Annotated in this window: 18 protein-coding genes and 2 tRNA genes; 8 read left to right on the top strand and 12 right to left on the bottom strand. The window is 33.1% G+C overall.

What is annotated here, in order from left to right; all coding sequences use genetic code 11:
• Positions 1–32: 32 nt before the first annotated feature.
• The 3 genes from ACHRVZ_RS14365 to ACHRVZ_RS14355 form a co-directional block, all read right to left on the bottom strand.
• Positions 33–983: an ABC transporter ATP-binding protein gene (locus ACHRVZ_RS14365; protein WP_395423271.1), complete on the bottom strand. Its 951-nt coding sequence runs from the start codon at positions 981–983 to the stop codon at positions 33–35.
• A gap of 105 nt (positions 984–1,088) precedes the next feature.
• On the bottom strand, positions 1,089–1,784 hold the full coding sequence (locus tag ACHRVZ_RS14360) for an OmpA family protein (RefSeq protein ID WP_395423269.1): 696 nt from the start codon (positions 1,782–1,784) through the stop codon (positions 1,089–1,091).
• 18 nt (positions 1,785–1,802) lie between these two features.
• Entirely contained in the window at positions 1,803–2,306 is a 504-nt protein-coding gene (locus ACHRVZ_RS14355; protein ID WP_395423267.1) for a hypothetical protein, read from the bottom strand.
• Positions 2,307–2,507: 201 nt separating this feature from the next.
• Here ACHRVZ_RS14355 and htpG point away from each other — a divergent pair, with 201 nt between their 5' ends.
• The 3 genes from htpG (at position 2,508) to ACHRVZ_RS14340 (ending at position 6,201) form a co-directional block, all read left to right on the top strand.
• Positions 2,508–4,391 carry a molecular chaperone HtpG gene (gene htpG / locus ACHRVZ_RS14350; protein ID WP_395423266.1) on the top strand — a complete coding sequence of 628 codons (1,884 nt, stop codon included), beginning with the start codon at positions 2,508–2,510 and terminating at the stop codon, positions 4,389–4,391.
• Between the two features lie 123 nt (positions 4,392–4,514).
• Complete coding sequence (locus ACHRVZ_RS14345) at positions 4,515–5,342, top strand: hypothetical protein (RefSeq protein WP_395423265.1); 828 nt, start codon at positions 4,515–4,517, stop codon at positions 5,340–5,342.
• A 130-nt stretch (positions 5,343–5,472) separates the two neighbouring features.
• A complete protein-coding gene (locus ACHRVZ_RS14340) occupies positions 5,473–6,201 on the top strand; it encodes a DUF4369 domain-containing protein (protein WP_395423264.1) in 729 nt (242 codons plus the stop codon).
• Between the two features lie 139 nt (positions 6,202–6,340).
• On the opposite strand, the gene ACHRVZ_RS14335 is transcribed toward ACHRVZ_RS14340, so the two are convergent.
• From ACHRVZ_RS14335 to idi, 8 genes are all read right to left on the bottom strand, one after another.
• Positions 6,341–6,793 (bottom strand): hypothetical protein, encoded by a 453-nt coding sequence (locus ACHRVZ_RS14335; RefSeq protein WP_395423262.1) that lies wholly within the window; start codon positions 6,791–6,793, stop codon positions 6,341–6,343.
• 228 nt (positions 6,794–7,021) lie between these two features.
• Positions 7,022–7,095: transfer RNA gene (locus tag ACHRVZ_RS14330), tRNA-Thr, on the bottom strand.
• A 105-nt stretch (positions 7,096–7,200) separates the two neighbouring features.
• Positions 7,201–7,274 (bottom strand) — tRNA-Thr (locus ACHRVZ_RS14325).
• A gap of 78 nt (positions 7,275–7,352) precedes the next feature.
• Complete coding sequence (locus ACHRVZ_RS14320) at positions 7,353–7,619, bottom strand: hypothetical protein (protein WP_132036441.1); 267 nt, start codon at positions 7,617–7,619, stop codon at positions 7,353–7,355.
• A gap of 57 nt (positions 7,620–7,676) precedes the next feature.
• Complete coding sequence (locus tag ACHRVZ_RS14315) at positions 7,677–8,645, bottom strand: type I phosphomannose isomerase catalytic subunit (protein ID WP_395423261.1); 969 nt, start codon at positions 8,643–8,645, stop codon at positions 7,677–7,679.
• A 57-nt stretch (positions 8,646–8,702) separates the two neighbouring features.
• Positions 8,703–9,161: a peroxiredoxin gene (locus ACHRVZ_RS14310; protein WP_041516341.1), complete on the bottom strand. Its 459-nt coding sequence runs from the start codon at positions 9,159–9,161 to the stop codon at positions 8,703–8,705.
• Positions 9,162–9,575: a 6-carboxytetrahydropterin synthase gene (locus ACHRVZ_RS14305; protein WP_395423260.1), complete on the bottom strand. Its 414-nt coding sequence runs from the start codon at positions 9,573–9,575 to the stop codon at positions 9,162–9,164. It abuts the gene before it with no gap.
• Between the two features lie 21 nt (positions 9,576–9,596).
• The gene (idi, locus tag ACHRVZ_RS14300; RefSeq protein ID WP_395423259.1) at positions 9,597–10,124 is read right to left on the bottom strand and encodes an isopentenyl-diphosphate Delta-isomerase; all 528 of its coding nucleotides are present in this window, start codon (positions 10,122–10,124) and stop codon (positions 9,597–9,599) included.
• Between the two features lie 293 nt (positions 10,125–10,417).
• Here idi and msrB point away from each other — a divergent pair, with 293 nt between their 5' ends.
• The 5 genes from msrB (at position 10,418) to ACHRVZ_RS14275 (ending at position 14,827) form a co-directional block, all read left to right on the top strand.
• Positions 10,418–10,972 carry a peptide-methionine (R)-S-oxide reductase MsrB gene (gene msrB, locus ACHRVZ_RS14295; protein ID WP_395423257.1) on the top strand — a complete coding sequence of 185 codons (555 nt, stop codon included), beginning with the start codon at positions 10,418–10,420 and terminating at the stop codon, positions 10,970–10,972.
• 7 nt (positions 10,973–10,979) lie between these two features.
• The gene (gene msrA / locus ACHRVZ_RS14290) at positions 10,980–11,588 is read left to right on the top strand and encodes a peptide-methionine (S)-S-oxide reductase MsrA (protein WP_395423255.1); all 609 of its coding nucleotides are present in this window, start codon (positions 10,980–10,982) and stop codon (positions 11,586–11,588) included.
• Between the two features lie 217 nt (positions 11,589–11,805).
• Positions 11,806–13,221 (top strand): aminopeptidase P family protein, encoded by a 1,416-nt coding sequence (locus tag ACHRVZ_RS14285; RefSeq protein ID WP_395423254.1) that lies wholly within the window; start codon positions 11,806–11,808, stop codon positions 13,219–13,221.
• A gap of 11 nt (positions 13,222–13,232) precedes the next feature.
• Positions 13,233–13,760: a hypothetical protein gene (locus tag ACHRVZ_RS14280; protein WP_395423253.1), complete on the top strand. Its 528-nt coding sequence runs from the start codon at positions 13,233–13,235 to the stop codon at positions 13,758–13,760.
• Positions 13,761–13,867: 107 nt separating this feature from the next.
• The gene (locus ACHRVZ_RS14275; RefSeq protein WP_395423251.1) at positions 13,868–14,827 is read left to right on the top strand and encodes a quinone oxidoreductase family protein; all 960 of its coding nucleotides are present in this window, start codon (positions 13,868–13,870) and stop codon (positions 14,825–14,827) included.
• A gap of 81 nt (positions 14,828–14,908) precedes the next feature.
• On the opposite strand, the gene ACHRVZ_RS14270 is transcribed toward ACHRVZ_RS14275, so the two are convergent.
• Complete coding sequence (locus ACHRVZ_RS14270) at positions 14,909–16,000, bottom strand: hypothetical protein (RefSeq protein WP_395423249.1); 1,092 nt, start codon at positions 15,998–16,000, stop codon at positions 14,909–14,911.
• Positions 16,001–16,003 lie beyond the last annotated feature (3 nt).

Here is a 16,003-nt window from a genome sequence, read left to right as displayed (position 1 = left end):
TAAAAAAATTCTCTAATTGACACATTCTCTAATTAAAGATAGTTTAATCCTAAGAATATTTCCTGTTCGAGAGGTAAATCAATTTCACTTTCAAAAAATATTAGTTGCCTTTTATAAACCGTTTCAATTAAAAAATGATTTCCTCTAAAATAAGTTCTTCTAATTTTTACCGGTAAATTTGATTCTGACACCATTTTAAACTGATGCGGATAAACTAGTGTTTTATGCGTTTGATCTTCATAAGAAAGCAATAAATGTGTTGGCACTTCATTTACTTCTCCAAATAACGAAGCCACATATTTAGTTTCAGGATCTTCGTATATTTTTGTTGGATTACCTTTAACTATCAACCCTCCGTTTCTCATTACAATTGCTTCATCAGCAAACGAGAGCGCATCTGTACTATCATGTGTTGCTATAATACAAGTTATTCCTTTTTGTTTTAGATAGCGAAACAAATTCCTGCGTAGGGCATTTTTCCTAAAAGCATCAATCTGGCTAAAAGGCTCATCCAGCAAAATCACTTCCGGTTCTAGAGCCAAAACTCTTACCAACGCAACTCTTTGTTGTTGTCCTCCACTTAAAAATTTAGCTTTTACATTCGAAAATTGCTCCATTTCGACCATTTCTAACAATTCCTGAACACGAAGTTTTTTCATGTTCGCAAAACCATTGGAAAGAAATTTACCAACATTCTCAGCAACAGTTTCATATGGTGACAAATCAAAATCCTGAGCCAAATATTTCATATAAGGCATTCCGGGAATTAAATTGTATTTGGGGCCTAAAATTGGCTTTTCATTATAAAAAATTTTGCCTTCATCTAAGTTATACAAGCCATATATAAGTTTAAGAAGCGTACTTTTTCCGCAGCCACTTTCACCAATAATAGCGATATTTTCGCCTTTGTTTATAGTAAAAGAAACGTTTTTTATAACAGGGTTTTCGGTGTACGAAAAAGAGATATTTTGAATGTCGAGCATGTGTTCTATTTGAAAGGGCAAATTTACAATGTTTAATTTCTAAAGTCAAAAAAAAAGCTGCTTCATTATGAAACAGCTTTTAAGAAATTTTATTGCGTTTGAAAACTATTTTCCAGCTTGAGCTTTAGCGTCGTTTACCATTTTATCATTTGCAGTAATTGAAAATTCTACGCGACGATTTTGCGCTCTTCCCTCAGGAGTATCATTTGTTGCAATAGGATCAGCAATTCCTAAACCTGAAGTTTTGAAACGGCTTGCTTTTAATCCTTTTGAAACTAAGTAAGCTTGCACAGAAGCAGCTCTTTGTCCTGAAAGTGTTAAGTTATATTCTGGTTTTCCTGTACTATCAGTGTAACCAAAAATTTGAATATCAGTATCTCCGTACTCATTGAATACAGGAACCAATTTATCTAAATTAGCTTTTGCCTGTGCAGTCAAAGTTGATTTATTAGTATCAAAACGAACAGAGTTTTCATTTAAAGTCAAGTGAATTCCCTCTCCAACTCTTTCAACATCAGCACCTGGTAAAGCCTGATCAATTTCACGAGCTTGTTTATCCATTTTATTTCCAATAAGAGCACCAGTTCCTCCACCTACAGCGGCACCAATTGCAGCTCCTAAGGCAGCATTTCCACCACGTCCTAAATTATTTCCTAAAATACCTCCAATAAGACCACCGGCAACTACTCCAATTCCGGCTCCTTTTTGTGTATTATTTGCATTTTTTACTGAATCGCAACTTGTAAAGAAACTTACTAATACAAGTAAACTACTCAAACTTAAAACGGTTATCTTTCTCATGTTTATATATTTTTAATATTAATTGGCTCTTTGAAATTGGTAAGTAACATCTTTAACCTGTCCTCCTACATTAATGTTATCAACTAACTGAAAAGAACTTTCAGTAATACCTGCAACTTTTAGTAAATATCCATCTCTTACTTTTTTTGCTTTTACACCAGCATCAAGAATTTTAAGTATAAACATACCTTGATTATTGATACTCCAAACAATCGGAGAAGAAAACGAAGTACAACTTGGCGCTGTCAATGCCATTGATCCCTTGTTATTATTCGAAATAAAACTCCAAGTACTACCAATAAAACATTTTGAATCAGCAAGATCAAATGAATTTACTTTGATATACTCAGAACCAGGATAAGACACATTGGTAAGAACCCAATTACCTTTTAGCGCTACTTGAGTCGATTTATCAAGTTTAGTCGAAAGCGTTGGTGCTTCTGTTGAAGCAGTTGTAGACGAAGCTGATTTACACGCGAAAAACATCGTGGCGATCATGCAAATGAAAATAATTTTCTTCATTTTGTACATTATTTAAGTTAATACTTACTCGTTTAACAATTATTATACCACAAATATACGATTCAAAGAAACATCTTCAGTTCCAGAATCTAATTATTTTCTTTCAAAATTAACACTTCGGTCATTTTGTCACCCAAAAAACAATTGGTATTCTATTTGAAGGAATGAAAATCATCACATTAAACTAAAAAATTAAAAAATATGACAACAGGTAAAATTAATGTTTCAGTAGAAAACATCTTTCCCTTAATCAAAAAGTTCTTATACAGCGATCACGAAATTTTCTTGCGTGAACTTGTATCAAACGGAACCGATGCTACTCTAAAATTAAAACACCTTATTAGCATTGGCGAAGCTAAAGTAGAATACGGAAATCCCGTTATCGAAATCAAAGTTGATAAAGAAGGGAAAAAAATCCATATTATCGACCAAGGTTTAGGTATGACCGCTGATGAAGTTGAAAAATACATCAATCAGGTTGCCTTTTCCGGAGCTGAAGAATTCTTAGACAAATACAAAGATTCTGCTAAAGATTCTGGAATTATTGGTCACTTTGGTCTTGGTTTTTACTCTGCTTTTATGGTTGCAGAAAAAGTAGAAATCATCACAAAATCATATAAAGATGAACCTGCAGCACACTGGACATGTGACGGAAGCCCTGAGTTCACTTTAGAACCGGCTGACAAAACTTCACGTGGTACTGAAATCATTTTGCATATTGCTGAAGATTCTCTTGAATTTCTAGAAGATTCAAAAATTAGCGGGTTATTGAACAAGTATAACAAGTTTATGCCTATTCCAATCAAATTCGGAACAAAAACAGAAACACTTCCAAAACCGGAAGATGCTCCTGAAGATTATATCAACGAAACTGTTGAAGTTGATAACATCATCAATAATCCTAATCCGGCTTGGACTAAACAACCAACTGAATTATCTGATGAAGATTATAAAAACTTCTACAGAGAGTTGTATCCAATGCAATTTGAAGATCCTTTGTTTCACATACATTTGAATGTAGATTATCCGTTTAACTTAACTGGAATTCTATATTTCCCTAAGTTAGGTTCAGATATGCAAATTCAAAAAGACAAAATTCAATTGTACCAAAACCAAGTTTACGTTACAGATAACGTAGAAGGAATTGTACCTGAATTTTTAACAATGCTAAAAGGAGTTATCGATTCACCGGATATTCCGTTAAATGTTTCTCGTTCTGGTTTACAAGCTGATGGTGCAGTTAAGAAAATCTCAAACTACATTACACGTAAAGTAGCAGACAAATTAAAAGCATTATTCAACGAAAACCGTGCTGATTTTGAAGCTAAATGGAATGATATTAAAATCGTTCTTGAATACGGGATGCTTTCTGAAGATAAATTCTACGAAAAAGCGGGTGCTTTTGTATTATACCCGACTGTAGATGACACTTATTTTACCTTAGAAGAATTAAAAGAAAAACTAAAAGAGAACCAAACTGATAAAGACGGAAAGCTAGTAGTTCTTTATGCTGGAAACAAAGAGGCACAACACTCTTACATCGAAACAGCAAAAGAAAAAGGATACGAAGTATTGCTTTTAGATTCACCAATTATCTCACATTTGATTCAAAAAATTGAAGGTGACAATAAAGATGTAACTTTTGTTCGTGTAGATTCTGATCATATTGATAACTTAATCAAAAAAGACGAAAACACGATTTCTAAATTATCTGATGAAGAAAAAGAAACATTAAAAACTTCATTGGAAGCTTACATTCCAAAAGCATACTCTGTACAATTAGAAGCTATGGATAGTCAAGCTGCTCCTTTCATTATTACACAACCTGAATTCATGCGTAGAATGAAAGAAATGAGTCAGTCTGGTGGTGGCGGAATGTTCGGAATGGGAAATATGCCGGAAATGTACAACCTGGTTGTAAACACCAACTCTGATCTTGCCACTAGTATTTTGAATACTGAAGACAAAACACATCAGGAGCACTTGGTAAAACAAGCTTTAGACTTAGCTAAATTGTCACAAAACTTACTAAAAGGAGAAGCTTTAACTGCTTTTGTAAAAAGAAGTTTTGAGATGATTAAATAATTTCTTGAATCACAAATATGTTATAAAATCCTGTAGGCCTAGCTTACAGGATTTTTTTATTACAATTCATTTTTTTTATTACATTTGATTGACCTATTAACCTAATCAAAAACCCAAACTACTATGAAAAAAACTGTTTTTTTATTACTAACAATTTGTGCCACAGGACTAACCTATGTTTCATGTTCTAGTAACGACGACACAAGTAATCAAGCTGACGTAACATCTGTTGGAGCTTCTATAGCAATTGACGCTGCAAACGAAATGGACATTAAAACCGGATTACTTGTTACATCAAAAACTTCTCCTACTGCAAAAAATGCGGAAACTACACCTGGCATTTGCGCCACGATTACCGTTACCCAGCAAAATGCTGATTCTTATCCAAAAATATTTACGATAGATTATGGAACAGCCGGCTGCACAGACAATCTTTTGACAAGAAAAGGAAAACTAAAGATCACTCTTTCGGGTCCGGTAATTACAACCGGAAGTAAAATGACTATTGAAAGAATCGATTATTCAATTAATGGAATAAAATTAGAAGGAACAATAGAATACACAAATTCAACAACTATTCCGACGGTTCCACAATGGAGCAGAAAAGTGACTAACGGAAAATTCTCAGATTTAGCCGGCAGAGTTTATCTAAATTCCGGAACATGGACTGTAAAACAAACTGCCGGTGTTGACACTCCTTATATTTTAAGTGATAATGTTTACGAAATGACAGAAGGAAGCCATACTATAACAGCAGCAAATGGCACAACATTGACTTTAACAGTTCAAGAATCATTAATCAAAAAGTATTCTTGCGACTTTATTTCTAAAGGAAAATTAAAAGTTCAAGGCGGCTTATTAAACGGAGTTGTTGATTACGGAAACAATGACTGCGACAGCAAATACACCTATACCCATGAAAACGGAACAACTTATAACTTAGTAATGTAACCGTATTATTCTCCAAAAATTACAAATCCCAATTTAGAAATAGATTGGGATTTATTTTTTTACAAAATTTAAACACTACATCATTACATTCAAACTATTTTCTTTATTTTGCAGCAAAATCTAAAAACCAATGAAAAAATCAATTATTGCTTTTGTTACACTTGCACTATTAGCATCATGCAGCAAAAAAGAATCAACTGAGAACTTACACATTACAGGAAATATTAAAGGATTAAAAAACGGAACTTTATATATCCAAAGAATAGTTGATACATCGCTTGTTGCTATTGACAGTATTAAAATCGATGGAAACTCTTCATTCGAGAGAGACATCAAACTAGAATCTCCAGAAATGCTTTATTTATTCCTGGACCGAGGTGTAACAAATTCAATGGATAACAATATTTTATTTTTTGCAGAACCTGGAAACATCAACATTGACACCAACTTAGATAACTTTATCTATAGTGCTAAAATTACCGGATCTAAAAATCAGGAATTATACGATGAATACAGAAAAATAAACTCTCGTTTTAATGAAGAAGGCCTTTCTATGGTTGAATCAAGATTTAAAGCAATGAAGAGACAAGATCAAAAAGCGCTTGACAGTATAAATGCGAAACAAGAATCTAATATTAAAAGAAAATACTTGTACGCTACAAACTTTGCTTTAAACAATAAAGATCACGAAATAGCGCCTTATATTGCCTTGGCTGAAATTTACGACATCAATATCAAGTTCCTTGATACAATTCAAAAATCGATGACTCCAAAAGTAGCCAACTCTCTTTACGGAAAAAAGCTAACAAAATATGTTGCAGATATTAAAAAAGAGCAACAGAAAGAGCCACAAAAATAGTTTTCAAAAAAACTGAACCCAAAACAAAAACGTCCTGAATAATTCAGGACGTTTTTTTATTGAGTAAAATTCTAAACTTTACATTCTAATTTCACAAAATGAATCGGAATTCAGAGTTTAAAATTCAGCTTGTACTTTTCTATCTACCGAACAAAGCACCGATAATACCAAATACAAATATAAGTGCATACAATGCCAAAATAGCCACCATAAAAATACCTATAAACTTATAATGTGATTTTAGATAACCTAAAGAATTACTTAATGCCTCTGAATCATTATCTCTAAATGCTCTTTTAGCGTTTACAGAAAATTTGTTTAAATAATAAACAGGGAAAAAGTAAACGGCAGCAATAAAAACATAGACAAATCCCATTGCCGCTCCAAAAGAACCTCCAAATGCTCCCCCCATGGCACTTCCCATAGACGCAAAAATGGTTCCTGCAAAAACTGCAACTAAAAGCATAAGTCCAATCCCTACAAATCCTACGATTGATAGAAAATAAGCCCATTTAGCGGTTTCTTTTAAAAAGTCTTTCGCAGTTTGATCGAGCTGCAACTCAAATTTTTCAAAAACTGAAGTTTCTTCCATTGTAATATGTTTTCTGGTTAAGCAGCAAACATAAGAAAATTAATGCAATATTTTTTACAAATTAAAAATGTTAAATTCTATTTTACAATTTATTAATTCGGTAGGCAAACAGATTGAGTATTTCGAAGTTCTCATAAAGTAGAATTAGATTTTTAAAAAGAAGATTTCACATTCTATTTACTCAAAAAAAAAAAAAAAACCATCACTAAAAGTGATGGTTTTACGTTGAGCCGGCGGAGGGACTCGAACCCACGACCTGCTGATTACAAATCAGCTGCTCTAGCCAACTGAGCTACGCTGGCGACTCATTACGGGTGCAAATATAAAATGGATTTTTGTATTTTCCAAAATAAATTTACTGCTTATTTTAATAAAAAACCATCACTCGAAGTGATGGTTTTATGTTGAGCCGGCGGAGGGACTCGAACCCACGACCTGCTGATTACAAATCAGCTGCTCTAGCCAACTGAGCTACGCTGGCGACTCATTACGGGTGCAAATATAAAGCGGATTTTCGTTTTTCCAAAATAAATTTGCACTTTTTTATACTTTTTTTTGCTTACAATTCGTTGATTTTAGCAATCAATTGATTAGCAGTTTCTTCCAATTCAACATTGATTTGTTTGAAGTGCGCTTTTTTGTTTTCAACATTCTTAGCATTCACTTTTGTGATCAAAGAATCAAATGCAGCAATAGCCTGATCGATCAAAGCATTCGTTTCTGGAGTAGGATTTCCTGTAGTAGACATTTCAAATAAGTAAATTGCCTCAATAATATCTCCTAATACGAAGTTGATGTCTTTCTTTAAATTTTTAACGTTTGCCATTTTTATTTTTATTTTAATTTGCGTCTGCAAAAGTACACATAATCTTTAGATTAAGTGCTATGAAATGTAAATTTCTAAAATTGAAGCTTTTCCGCTCAAAATAAATTCATTTATCTCAGCCGGAACCAAAACAGTATCACCTTTCATATAAGATTGTTTAAAACCATCGTACTCAATTTCAAAACTTCCCTCAACACACATATAAACGGTAAAAGATTTTCCTGTTTTCGTTACCTCTACTCTATTTTCTAACGGAATAAAATTAGTTGTAAAATAAGGACAATCCACCACAGAATTTGACGTATCAGCTTTCGATTCGTATTTCTTTTGTGTTTCTACCTTATTATAGTTAATTGCGTCAAGAGCTAAATCTACATGAAGTTCTCTTGTATTGCCTTGCGCATCTTTACGATCAAAATCGTATAAACGATACGTAATATCTGATGTTTGCTGAATTTCAGCCACTACCAATCCGGCACCAATAGCATGAACCGTTCCTGTTTCTAAAAAGAAAACATCTCCGGACTTTGCTTTAACATCGTCTAAAATAGAAACCAGAGTTTTATCATTTAAATGTTTCAAATATTCCTCTTTACTGGAATTTTCTTTAAAACCTACAATGATTCTCGAATCAGCATCAGCTTGCATTACATACCACATTTCGGTTTTACCAAATGAGTTATGACGTTCCTTTGCTAACTTATCATTGGGATGAACTTGTATCGAAAGATCTTCTCGCGCATCAAGATATTTAAACAGTAAAGGAAACTGCTTTCCAAAACGCTTATAAACTTCTGTTCCTAAAATTTCATTTGGTGTTTCATCAATAAGCTCCATCAACGATTTCCCTTTCAAAGCTCCATTAGCTACAATACTAACATCACCTTCAACAGTTGACAATTCCCAGCTTTCACCAGTTATTTTTGAAGTAATTGGCTTATTAAGAATTGTTTTAAGTTTTTCTCCGCCCCAGATTCTTTCTTTTAGAATTGGCTCAAATTGTAAAGGGTATGTTTTTGCACTCATTTTTTTCTAACTAATATCTTTAATTAATTTATACAGCTTTAATACTATTATTTTGTTCTACAATACTAATTCTTTGATAGTCTCCATTGCTTTCGGAATGTGCTTTGCGGCATTCATACTATCAAAAATTAAAATAACAACACCATTTTTATCAATAACATAAGTTACTCTTCCTGGCAACAAACCAAATAATGTATCGCGTACACCAAAAAGATGACGTAATTTTTTATCTTGATCTGATAGTAAAATGAAAGGCAATTTATGCTTGTTAGCAAATTTATGATGCGATTTTACACTATCACTACTTATTCCAATAACTTCAGCTCCAAGATCCTTAAAATCTTCATACTGATCTCTAAAACTACAGGCTTCTGTGGTGCATCCGGGCGTATTATCTTTTGGGTAAAAATAAATCACGATTGGCTTTCGACCCAAAATACTTTGGCTTTCAAAAACTTCTCCATGACTATCTTTCGCAGTAAAATTCGGAACTATATCTCCTATTTTTAATGACATTTATTCTTCTCCTTTATAAGTTACAAAATTGCGGTCCGTTTCATTCAAAACAATTTCTAAGTCAAAATCGGGCTGAATTCTTTTTCTAATTTTATTCCATATCACAACAGCTATATTTTCAGCAGTTGGATTCAAATCTTGAAATTCCGGAACATCCAGATTCAGATTTTTGTGATCAAACGGTATTTCTACTTCTTCACGTATAATATCCGCTAATACTTTCACATCTAAAACAAAACCGGTTTCTGGGTCAATTTTTCCTGTAACACTTACTGTTAAACCATAATTATGACCATGAAAATTGGGATTATTACATTTTCCAAAAACAGCATCGTTTTTTTCAAATGTCCAATCTTTCCTGTGCAATCGATGTGCAGCATTAAAATGTGCTTTTCTTGATATGGTTACTTTCATTAGGTTGTTGGTTAGTCTGGTTTAAATTTTGTGATCTTCTAAATAATGATAAAACTCATCAAAAATTATTTTAAACCACACGGTATAAATTTCGGGCTGTTTCTGAATATCTTTTTTTACATCTTCTATTTTCATCCATTTCCAATCTTCCACCTCATCAGTATTAATTTCAGGTTTATCATTGTAATACCCTATCATAACATGATCAAGTTCGTGCTCTGTCAAACCATTGTCAAAAGGAGCTTTATAAATAAAATGAAACAATTCTTTCAATTCAGTTTTAAATCCCATTTCTTCAAACAATCTTCGACTTCCGGCCTCAATATTGGTTTCACCTTCGCGTTGATGGCTACAGCATGTATTTGTCCAGAGTAAAGGTGAATGGTATTTTTGATGAGCTCTTTGCTGTAGCATCATTTCGTTTTTACTATTTAAAATAAAAACCGAAAAAGCGCGATGTAAGACCGCTTTTTCATGTGCTTCTAATTTTGGCATTAAACCAATTTGCTCATCGTTTTGATTAACTAATATTACGTTTTCTTCTATCATACGGCGTTTTGTACAAACAAAAATACGAAAAAAGAAATGGCTTGAAAATCCTAGAAGAGATTGTGAAAAATTTAACGACCATTGCATTTTATACAAAACTGACTCACAACACAATACACTTTAATTAATCTCGAAAAACCTTTAAAAATAAGCTCTAAAAACTGCAAACCCTTATTTTACGTAAATAAGAAAAGTTAAAACATACTTAAAAAAAACTGAATTGTAATCGACACGATATTTCAAAGCCAAAACTCATCGTACCTTTGAAATACTGAAATAAAGCACTTAAAACAATGAAAACAAAAAATCAATTTTTCAGCCTTTGCTTTTTAATACCACTTTTCATCCTGCAGGCCTGTGGCCAAAACACAAAAAAACTACCATCTAAAACTGTTGTAATGGAAAACAAAATAAGCAAACCCGGAAATCCCTATTATTCCAATACAGATACTACGAAACTAAATGTAACAAATGCTGAATGGAAAAAGGTATTGCCCGAAGATGTATATGATGTAATGCGAAATGCGGATACAGAACGACCTTTTACAGGCAAATACTGGAATACCGATGAAAAAGGAACTTACTATTGCGCATCATGCGGCAACAAACTATTTAGATCTGGGGCCAAATTCGCCAGCAGCTGCGGATGGCCAAGTTTTTTTGAGCAAGACAACAAAAAAAGTATTATTTACAAAGAAGATAATTCACTCGGAATGGAAAGAACTGAAGCTCTTTGCGGTCGCTGTGGCGGACATTTAGGCCATCTATTCGATGACGGGCCTCCGCCAACCGGAAAGCGTTATTGCATGAATTCGATCGCTCTTGACTTTGTTCCTGATAATAAATAATATAAACATGAAAAATATATTTCTAATTTGCATTTTTGCCTTATCCTTAAGCGGATTTTCGCAAAACAAAAAAACTTCAAATTTCGAAACTATTACCCTTGGCGGCGGTTGCTATTGGTGCGTTGAAGCCGTTTACGAGAATTTAGATGGTGTGAAATCTGTAGTTTCCGGTTTCTCCGGAGGTAACGTTGCGAACCCTACTTATGAAGAAGTTTGCACCGGAACAACCGGACACGCCGAAGTAGTTCAGATTACTTATGACAAAAACGTAACTGATATAAATGAAATTTTCAAAGTTTTCTTTACTGTTCATGATCCAACAACACTAAACCGACAAGGCGCAGATGTTGGAACACAATATCGTTCTGTAATTTTTTATAAAAACGAGGAACAAAGAAAAGCCGCGCAGAGTATTATTGCTGAACTCAACAAAGCGAAAGTATATAACAATCCGATTGTGACAAAAGTTGAGCCTTTTAAAGCTTTTTATAAAGCCGAAGATGATCATCAGAATTACTATGCAAACAACAAAAACCAGCCTTATTGCAGAATGGTAATTCAGCCGAAAATAGAAAAATTCGAAAAAGTATTTAAAGACAAATTAAAAAAGAAATAGGTTAATATAATTGTTAATTCAAGCTTGCCGTCCATTTTTATGGACGGTTTTTTTGTGTTTTTTTTTGCCAAGAATTACATGATTCTCCAGTAATTTTTCATGTAAAATAGAATTGTAATTTGTAAAAATCGCGGCAAACTCTTTTTTAAAAACCAATTCAAATTTTTCGTATTTTGCACTGATCAAAAAACAAAAACAATCAACCAAAAACCACCAAATGAAGCAATTATTACTGTTACTTGCCTTCTTTACAACAATTTATCAAGCACAATCTCAAGAAAATCTACCTACCGATTATCTGTCCAAAGAATTTCACAAAGATCGAAGAGAAGCATTTAGAAACCTAATGCCTGCTAATTCTGTAGCGGTAATTTTTTCATATCCTGAAAGAGTATTTTCTAATGACATGAATTACAAATTTCATCAAAATCCAGACCTATATTATTTAAGCGGTTACAAAGAACCAGATGCTGTTTTGTTGATTTTTAAAGAAAATCAGGGAACCGGAGAAACCTACAATGAAGTATTCTTTACCCGAGAAAGAGACGCAAAAAAAGAAACCTGGACCGGAAGACGATTAGGCATTGATGGCGTTAAATCTCAACTAGGATTTACAACCGTTTACAACGGAAAAGACTTTAAAAATTTTGACATCAATTTTAAAAAATTCAACAAAGTCATTTACGATAAAATCCCAACAGATCTGGAAGGAAATCAAAGTGGTTTTGATCTTTTTGGCTTACTTCAATCTTTTAAAAACAAGGCTGGAATTACGGCAGACGATAAAACTTCACTCGAACTTTTCGCAGACATTACAAACTCACTGAGAGAAATCAAAACTCCTGAAGAAATGGAATTAATGCGCAAAACTGTAAAACTTTCGTGTATTGCGCACAACGAAGTCATGAAAGCGGTTGGTCCGGACATGGGCGAAAATGAAGCCGAAGGAATTCATGCCTATATTCACAGAAGGTATGGTGCCGAAGGCGAAGGTTACGCGCCAATTGTAGGCGCCGGTGCCAACGGATGTATTTTACATTATGAAGAAAATAATAGCACTAAAATAGACAATCAGTTATTACTAATGGATGTTGGTTCTGAATATCACGGCTATTCTGCCGATGTTACCAGAACAATTCCCGCAAACGGAAAATTCACAGAAGAACAAAAAGCAATTTATCAATTGGTTTATGATGCCCAAGAAGCCGTCTTTAAGATCTGTAAAGAAGGAACACCTCTAATAGATTTAAACGATACAGCTAAGGACGTTTTAGCAAAGGGCTTAATAAAACTCGGAATCATAACAGATCCAAAAGATGTAAAACTTTATTATCCGCATTCATGTTCTCACTTTCTAGGTCTGGATGTTCACGACAAATTAACTTTCAAAGGCCCGCAAAGTGCCTTAAAAGAAAACATGGTCATAACGGTTGAACCTGGAATTTATATTCCGGCAGGTAGTAAATGCGATAAAAAATGGTGGAATATTGGCGTTCGCATCGAAGACGATATTGCAATCAAAAAAGATTCGTACGAAAACCTATCTGCTGATTCACCAAGAAAATGGCAGGATATTGAAAAACTCGCAGCAGAAAAAAGCACTTTCAATGAAATGAAATTTCCTAAAATATAATTTTAACCTTGATGGAAGACTTTTCAAAATTAAAAAAAGAGACTGAAACCTACGCAAATATTGGTTTCACACAATCAGAAACAATAGAACAATTACTAGCTAAAGGTTTTACTTTAGACGAGATTAAAAATGAGATTTTTAACTATTATCCGCTAATTCATAAAAGTGATATTTTAAAATCTTTTTCTTTTATATTCTCCTTTTCAATTATAACAATTCTTTCATTATCTCCATTAATTGGCTACTTTTTTGAAATCAAACATGGTTTTGCACTTGGCTCACTGTTTTTACTAATTACTGCAATTGGATACTATAAACTATTTAAAATAAGCTTCTTTTTATGGATGATTTTCTTTAGTATTCTTATTTTATATATGTTAGTAGCGCTCTACGTAAAAATTTCGGGACATTTTGTAAATATGACTTTTTCATATAAAAATATGATTGCCGTTCTACTATTATCAACTACCAGTTTTACAAGCATTTATCAAACATTTAAAAGTTACCTGCTTTACAAAAAACAATACAAATTCGAATAAAATAAAGAGCCTCGTTTAAATTTAAACGAGGTTTTTTGTACCGTTTACAAAAAGCCAATAAACTTAAACTGATTTTTCATTTACTTTGTAATTCTAAAAATTTACTCATGAAAGCACTTACCTTTTCTTCCTTTGGAAATTCAGATGTTTTGGAATATATCGAAATCCCAAATCCGCAATTAAAAAATGATGAGATTTTAGTTGAAATGAAAGCCATCGGATTAAATTTTGCCGATGTTTACAGACGAAAAGGAAACTATCATTTAAAAGGGAATCCGCCTTTTATTGCTGGTTATGAAGGTGCAGGAATCATTGTCGACACCAATAATCATCCTGAATATAAAGTTGGAGATCGTGTCGCTTTCGCCGATGTTCCATTTGCAAATGCAGAACTGGTTGCAGTAAATACAAATCACGTTTTACCATTACCGGAAGCTGTTTCATTCGAAACGGCTGCCTCAATTTTATTACAAGGTTTAACCGCGCATTATTTAGCGACAGACAGCCATAAAACCACAAAAGATGAAACTGTATTAATTCATGCAGTTGCAGGTGGCGTTGGACAAATCCTGACACAAATCAGTAAACTTTTAGGTGCAAATGTTATCGGTTTAACTTCATCATCAGACAAAGCTAAAGTTGCTATTGAACAGGGAGCAGATCATGTTTTTCTTTATAGTGACGATTGGAAATCGCAAATTTTTAAAACAGCTCCAAATGGCGTCGATGTTGTTTATGACAGCATTGGAAGTACATTAATGGAGAGTTTTGAAGCAACAAAAGAATGTGGTCAAGTCGTTTTCTTTGGAATGGCAGGTGGCGATCCAAAACCCGTTGATCCAAGAATGTTAATGGATACTTCAAAAACCTTAACTGGCGGTGATTTATGGAGCTATTTAAATTCTAAAGAAGAAAGAATCAAAAGAGCCAATCAATTATTTAATTGGGTTATTGACGGAAAAATCAAACTTTCAGAACCCACTTCTTTTAAATTATCAGAAGGAAATTTGGCGCACGATTATCTGGAAAGCCGAAAAAGTACCGGGAAAATTATTTTGATTCCGTAAATGTAGTTTCAGTCTCAGTTTTCACCTTATAGTTTGTCATTTCTTGTTACTCGAAATGACAAGATTGCAGCTAGACTGAGCTTACAACTGATTAATCTCAATCTTCGTCAATTCCGATAATTCTAAGATTCTGCCAACATCATTTTTATTGACAACAAAAAACATATAATTATCACCGTGCGTATCATACGTCATTAATTCAAGATTACGTTTTGCCAAAGCCGTTTGAATATAAGGAAACAAATCATGGCTGTACGTTTCTTCAGGGTATTCGAAATTCAAATCTTCACCGATCATTTCTGAAATGAAATATTCAGCATCTTCAGGATCAAATTTCCAATCACTGTCCCAACAGTCTATATTTTCAAAAAAAACAAAATGTCCCTCAATAATCTCGTGATATTCTTTTGCTTCTTTTTTAAAATTCTTTACAAGCTTTTTTGATTGTTTTTGAAGCACTTTTTCATCGACATTTCCTCGCGAAACTAATTTTATAAACTCTTCAAAAGTTGCCTGAGTCACTTCAATTTCTTCGGATAATAAATTATCGTTTGATTGAAGTTCAACATTCTTAGGAAGTTCTATTTTTAAATATTGACAAATACCCTGCAAAACCTTTTCAAATTCTTTAAATCCTATTTTTTGGATATCGTTTTTAGGTTCATTTATATCAATAAATTCTGCTTCTAAAATTCCTCTTGTATAATCCAGAAAATAACTATTGTTGTAAAGAATTTTAAAATCGTTGGTTTCTAAACTATTAGTACAACAAAAGAAAATGATAAAATTATGCAAAACATGTTTTAGATGTTTTTTCATTTCCGGAGTTGGTTCCGAAAAAAACTGAATATGGATATAATCGTATTCTAATTCCTGAAGCATTTGCTCTTCAGAAATTGGCCCTATATTCATCTTTTTATACAATTCGTTTAATACTTCATAGGCATTACTAAAACCACTTTTCTTAATTTCAACTTTTCCTTCTTCATGATCAAATGACGTTGGAAACGAATACAAATTCACAGAAATCGTATCATGAATTCCTTTCATTTTGAATTCAAAACTATTGTTCTCATTATACAAATGGGTGTAAATAGTATCTATTACATCATAAGATACAATTGATTTTGGATTGTTATTTCTACCGAAAAAATTAGAGAAGAAGTCTTTCATTTC

The sequence above is a fragment of the Flavobacterium sp. FlaQc-57 genome (assembly GCF_044007395.1).
In the GTDB taxonomy this organism is placed as follows: Bacteria; Bacteroidota; Bacteroidia; order Flavobacteriales; family Flavobacteriaceae; genus Flavobacterium.
This window is presented reverse-complemented; position numbering and strand designations above follow the sequence as displayed.

What these genes read in the sequence shown, in the direction of transcription:
- ACHRVZ_RS14305 (WP_395423260.1), bottom strand. Translation starts at nt 9,575, where the DNA reads ATGAAAGTAACCATATCAAGAAAAGCACATTTTAATGCTGCACATCGA.
- ACHRVZ_RS14275 (WP_395423251.1), top strand. Translation starts at nt 13,868, where the DNA reads ATGAAAGCACTTACCTTTTCTTCCTTTGGAAATTCAGATGTTTTGGAA.
- ACHRVZ_RS14355 (WP_395423267.1), bottom strand. Translation starts at nt 2,306, where the DNA reads ATGAAGAAAATTATTTTCATTTGCATGATCGCCACGATGTTTTTCGCG.
- ACHRVZ_RS14315 (WP_395423261.1), bottom strand. Translation starts at nt 8,645, where the DNA reads ATGAGTGCAAAAACATACCCTTTACAATTTGAGCCAATTCTAAAAGAA.
- msrA (WP_395423255.1), top strand. Translation starts at nt 10,980, where the DNA reads ATGAAAAATATATTTCTAATTTGCATTTTTGCCTTATCCTTAAGCGGA.
- ACHRVZ_RS14335 (WP_395423262.1), bottom strand. Translation starts at nt 6,793, where the DNA reads ATGGAAGAAACTTCAGTTTTTGAAAAATTTGAGTTGCAGCTCGATCAA.
- msrB (WP_395423257.1), top strand. Translation starts at nt 10,418, where the DNA reads ATGAAAACAAAAAATCAATTTTTCAGCCTTTGCTTTTTAATACCACTT.
- ACHRVZ_RS14270 (WP_395423249.1), bottom strand. Translation starts at nt 16,000, where the DNA reads ATGAAAGACTTCTTCTCTAATTTTTTCGGTAGAAATAACAATCCAAAA.
- ACHRVZ_RS14280 (WP_395423253.1), top strand. Translation starts at nt 13,233, where the DNA reads ATGGAAGACTTTTCAAAATTAAAAAAAGAGACTGAAACCTACGCAAAT.
- ACHRVZ_RS14285 (WP_395423254.1), top strand. Translation starts at nt 11,806, where the DNA reads ATGAAGCAATTATTACTGTTACTTGCCTTCTTTACAACAATTTATCAA.
- ACHRVZ_RS14340 (WP_395423264.1), top strand. Translation starts at nt 5,473, where the DNA reads ATGAAAAAATCAATTATTGCTTTTGTTACACTTGCACTATTAGCATCA.
- ACHRVZ_RS14365 (WP_395423271.1), bottom strand. Translation starts at nt 983, where the DNA reads ATGCTCGACATTCAAAATATCTCTTTTTCGTACACCGAAAACCCTGTT.
- ACHRVZ_RS14320 (WP_132036441.1), bottom strand. Translation starts at nt 7,619, where the DNA reads ATGGCAAACGTTAAAAATTTAAAGAAAGACATCAACTTCGTATTAGGA.
- ACHRVZ_RS14345 (WP_395423265.1), top strand. Translation starts at nt 4,515, where the DNA reads ATGAAAAAAACTGTTTTTTTATTACTAACAATTTGTGCCACAGGACTA.
- htpG (WP_395423266.1), top strand. Translation starts at nt 2,508, where the DNA reads ATGACAACAGGTAAAATTAATGTTTCAGTAGAAAACATCTTTCCCTTA.
- idi (WP_395423259.1), bottom strand. Translation starts at nt 10,124, where the DNA reads ATGATAGAAGAAAACGTAATATTAGTTAATCAAAACGATGAGCAAATT.
- ACHRVZ_RS14360 (WP_395423269.1), bottom strand. Translation starts at nt 1,784, where the DNA reads ATGAGAAAGATAACCGTTTTAAGTTTGAGTAGTTTACTTGTATTAGTA.
- ACHRVZ_RS14310 (WP_041516341.1), bottom strand. Translation starts at nt 9,161, where the DNA reads ATGTCATTAAAAATAGGAGATATAGTTCCGAATTTTACTGCGAAAGAT.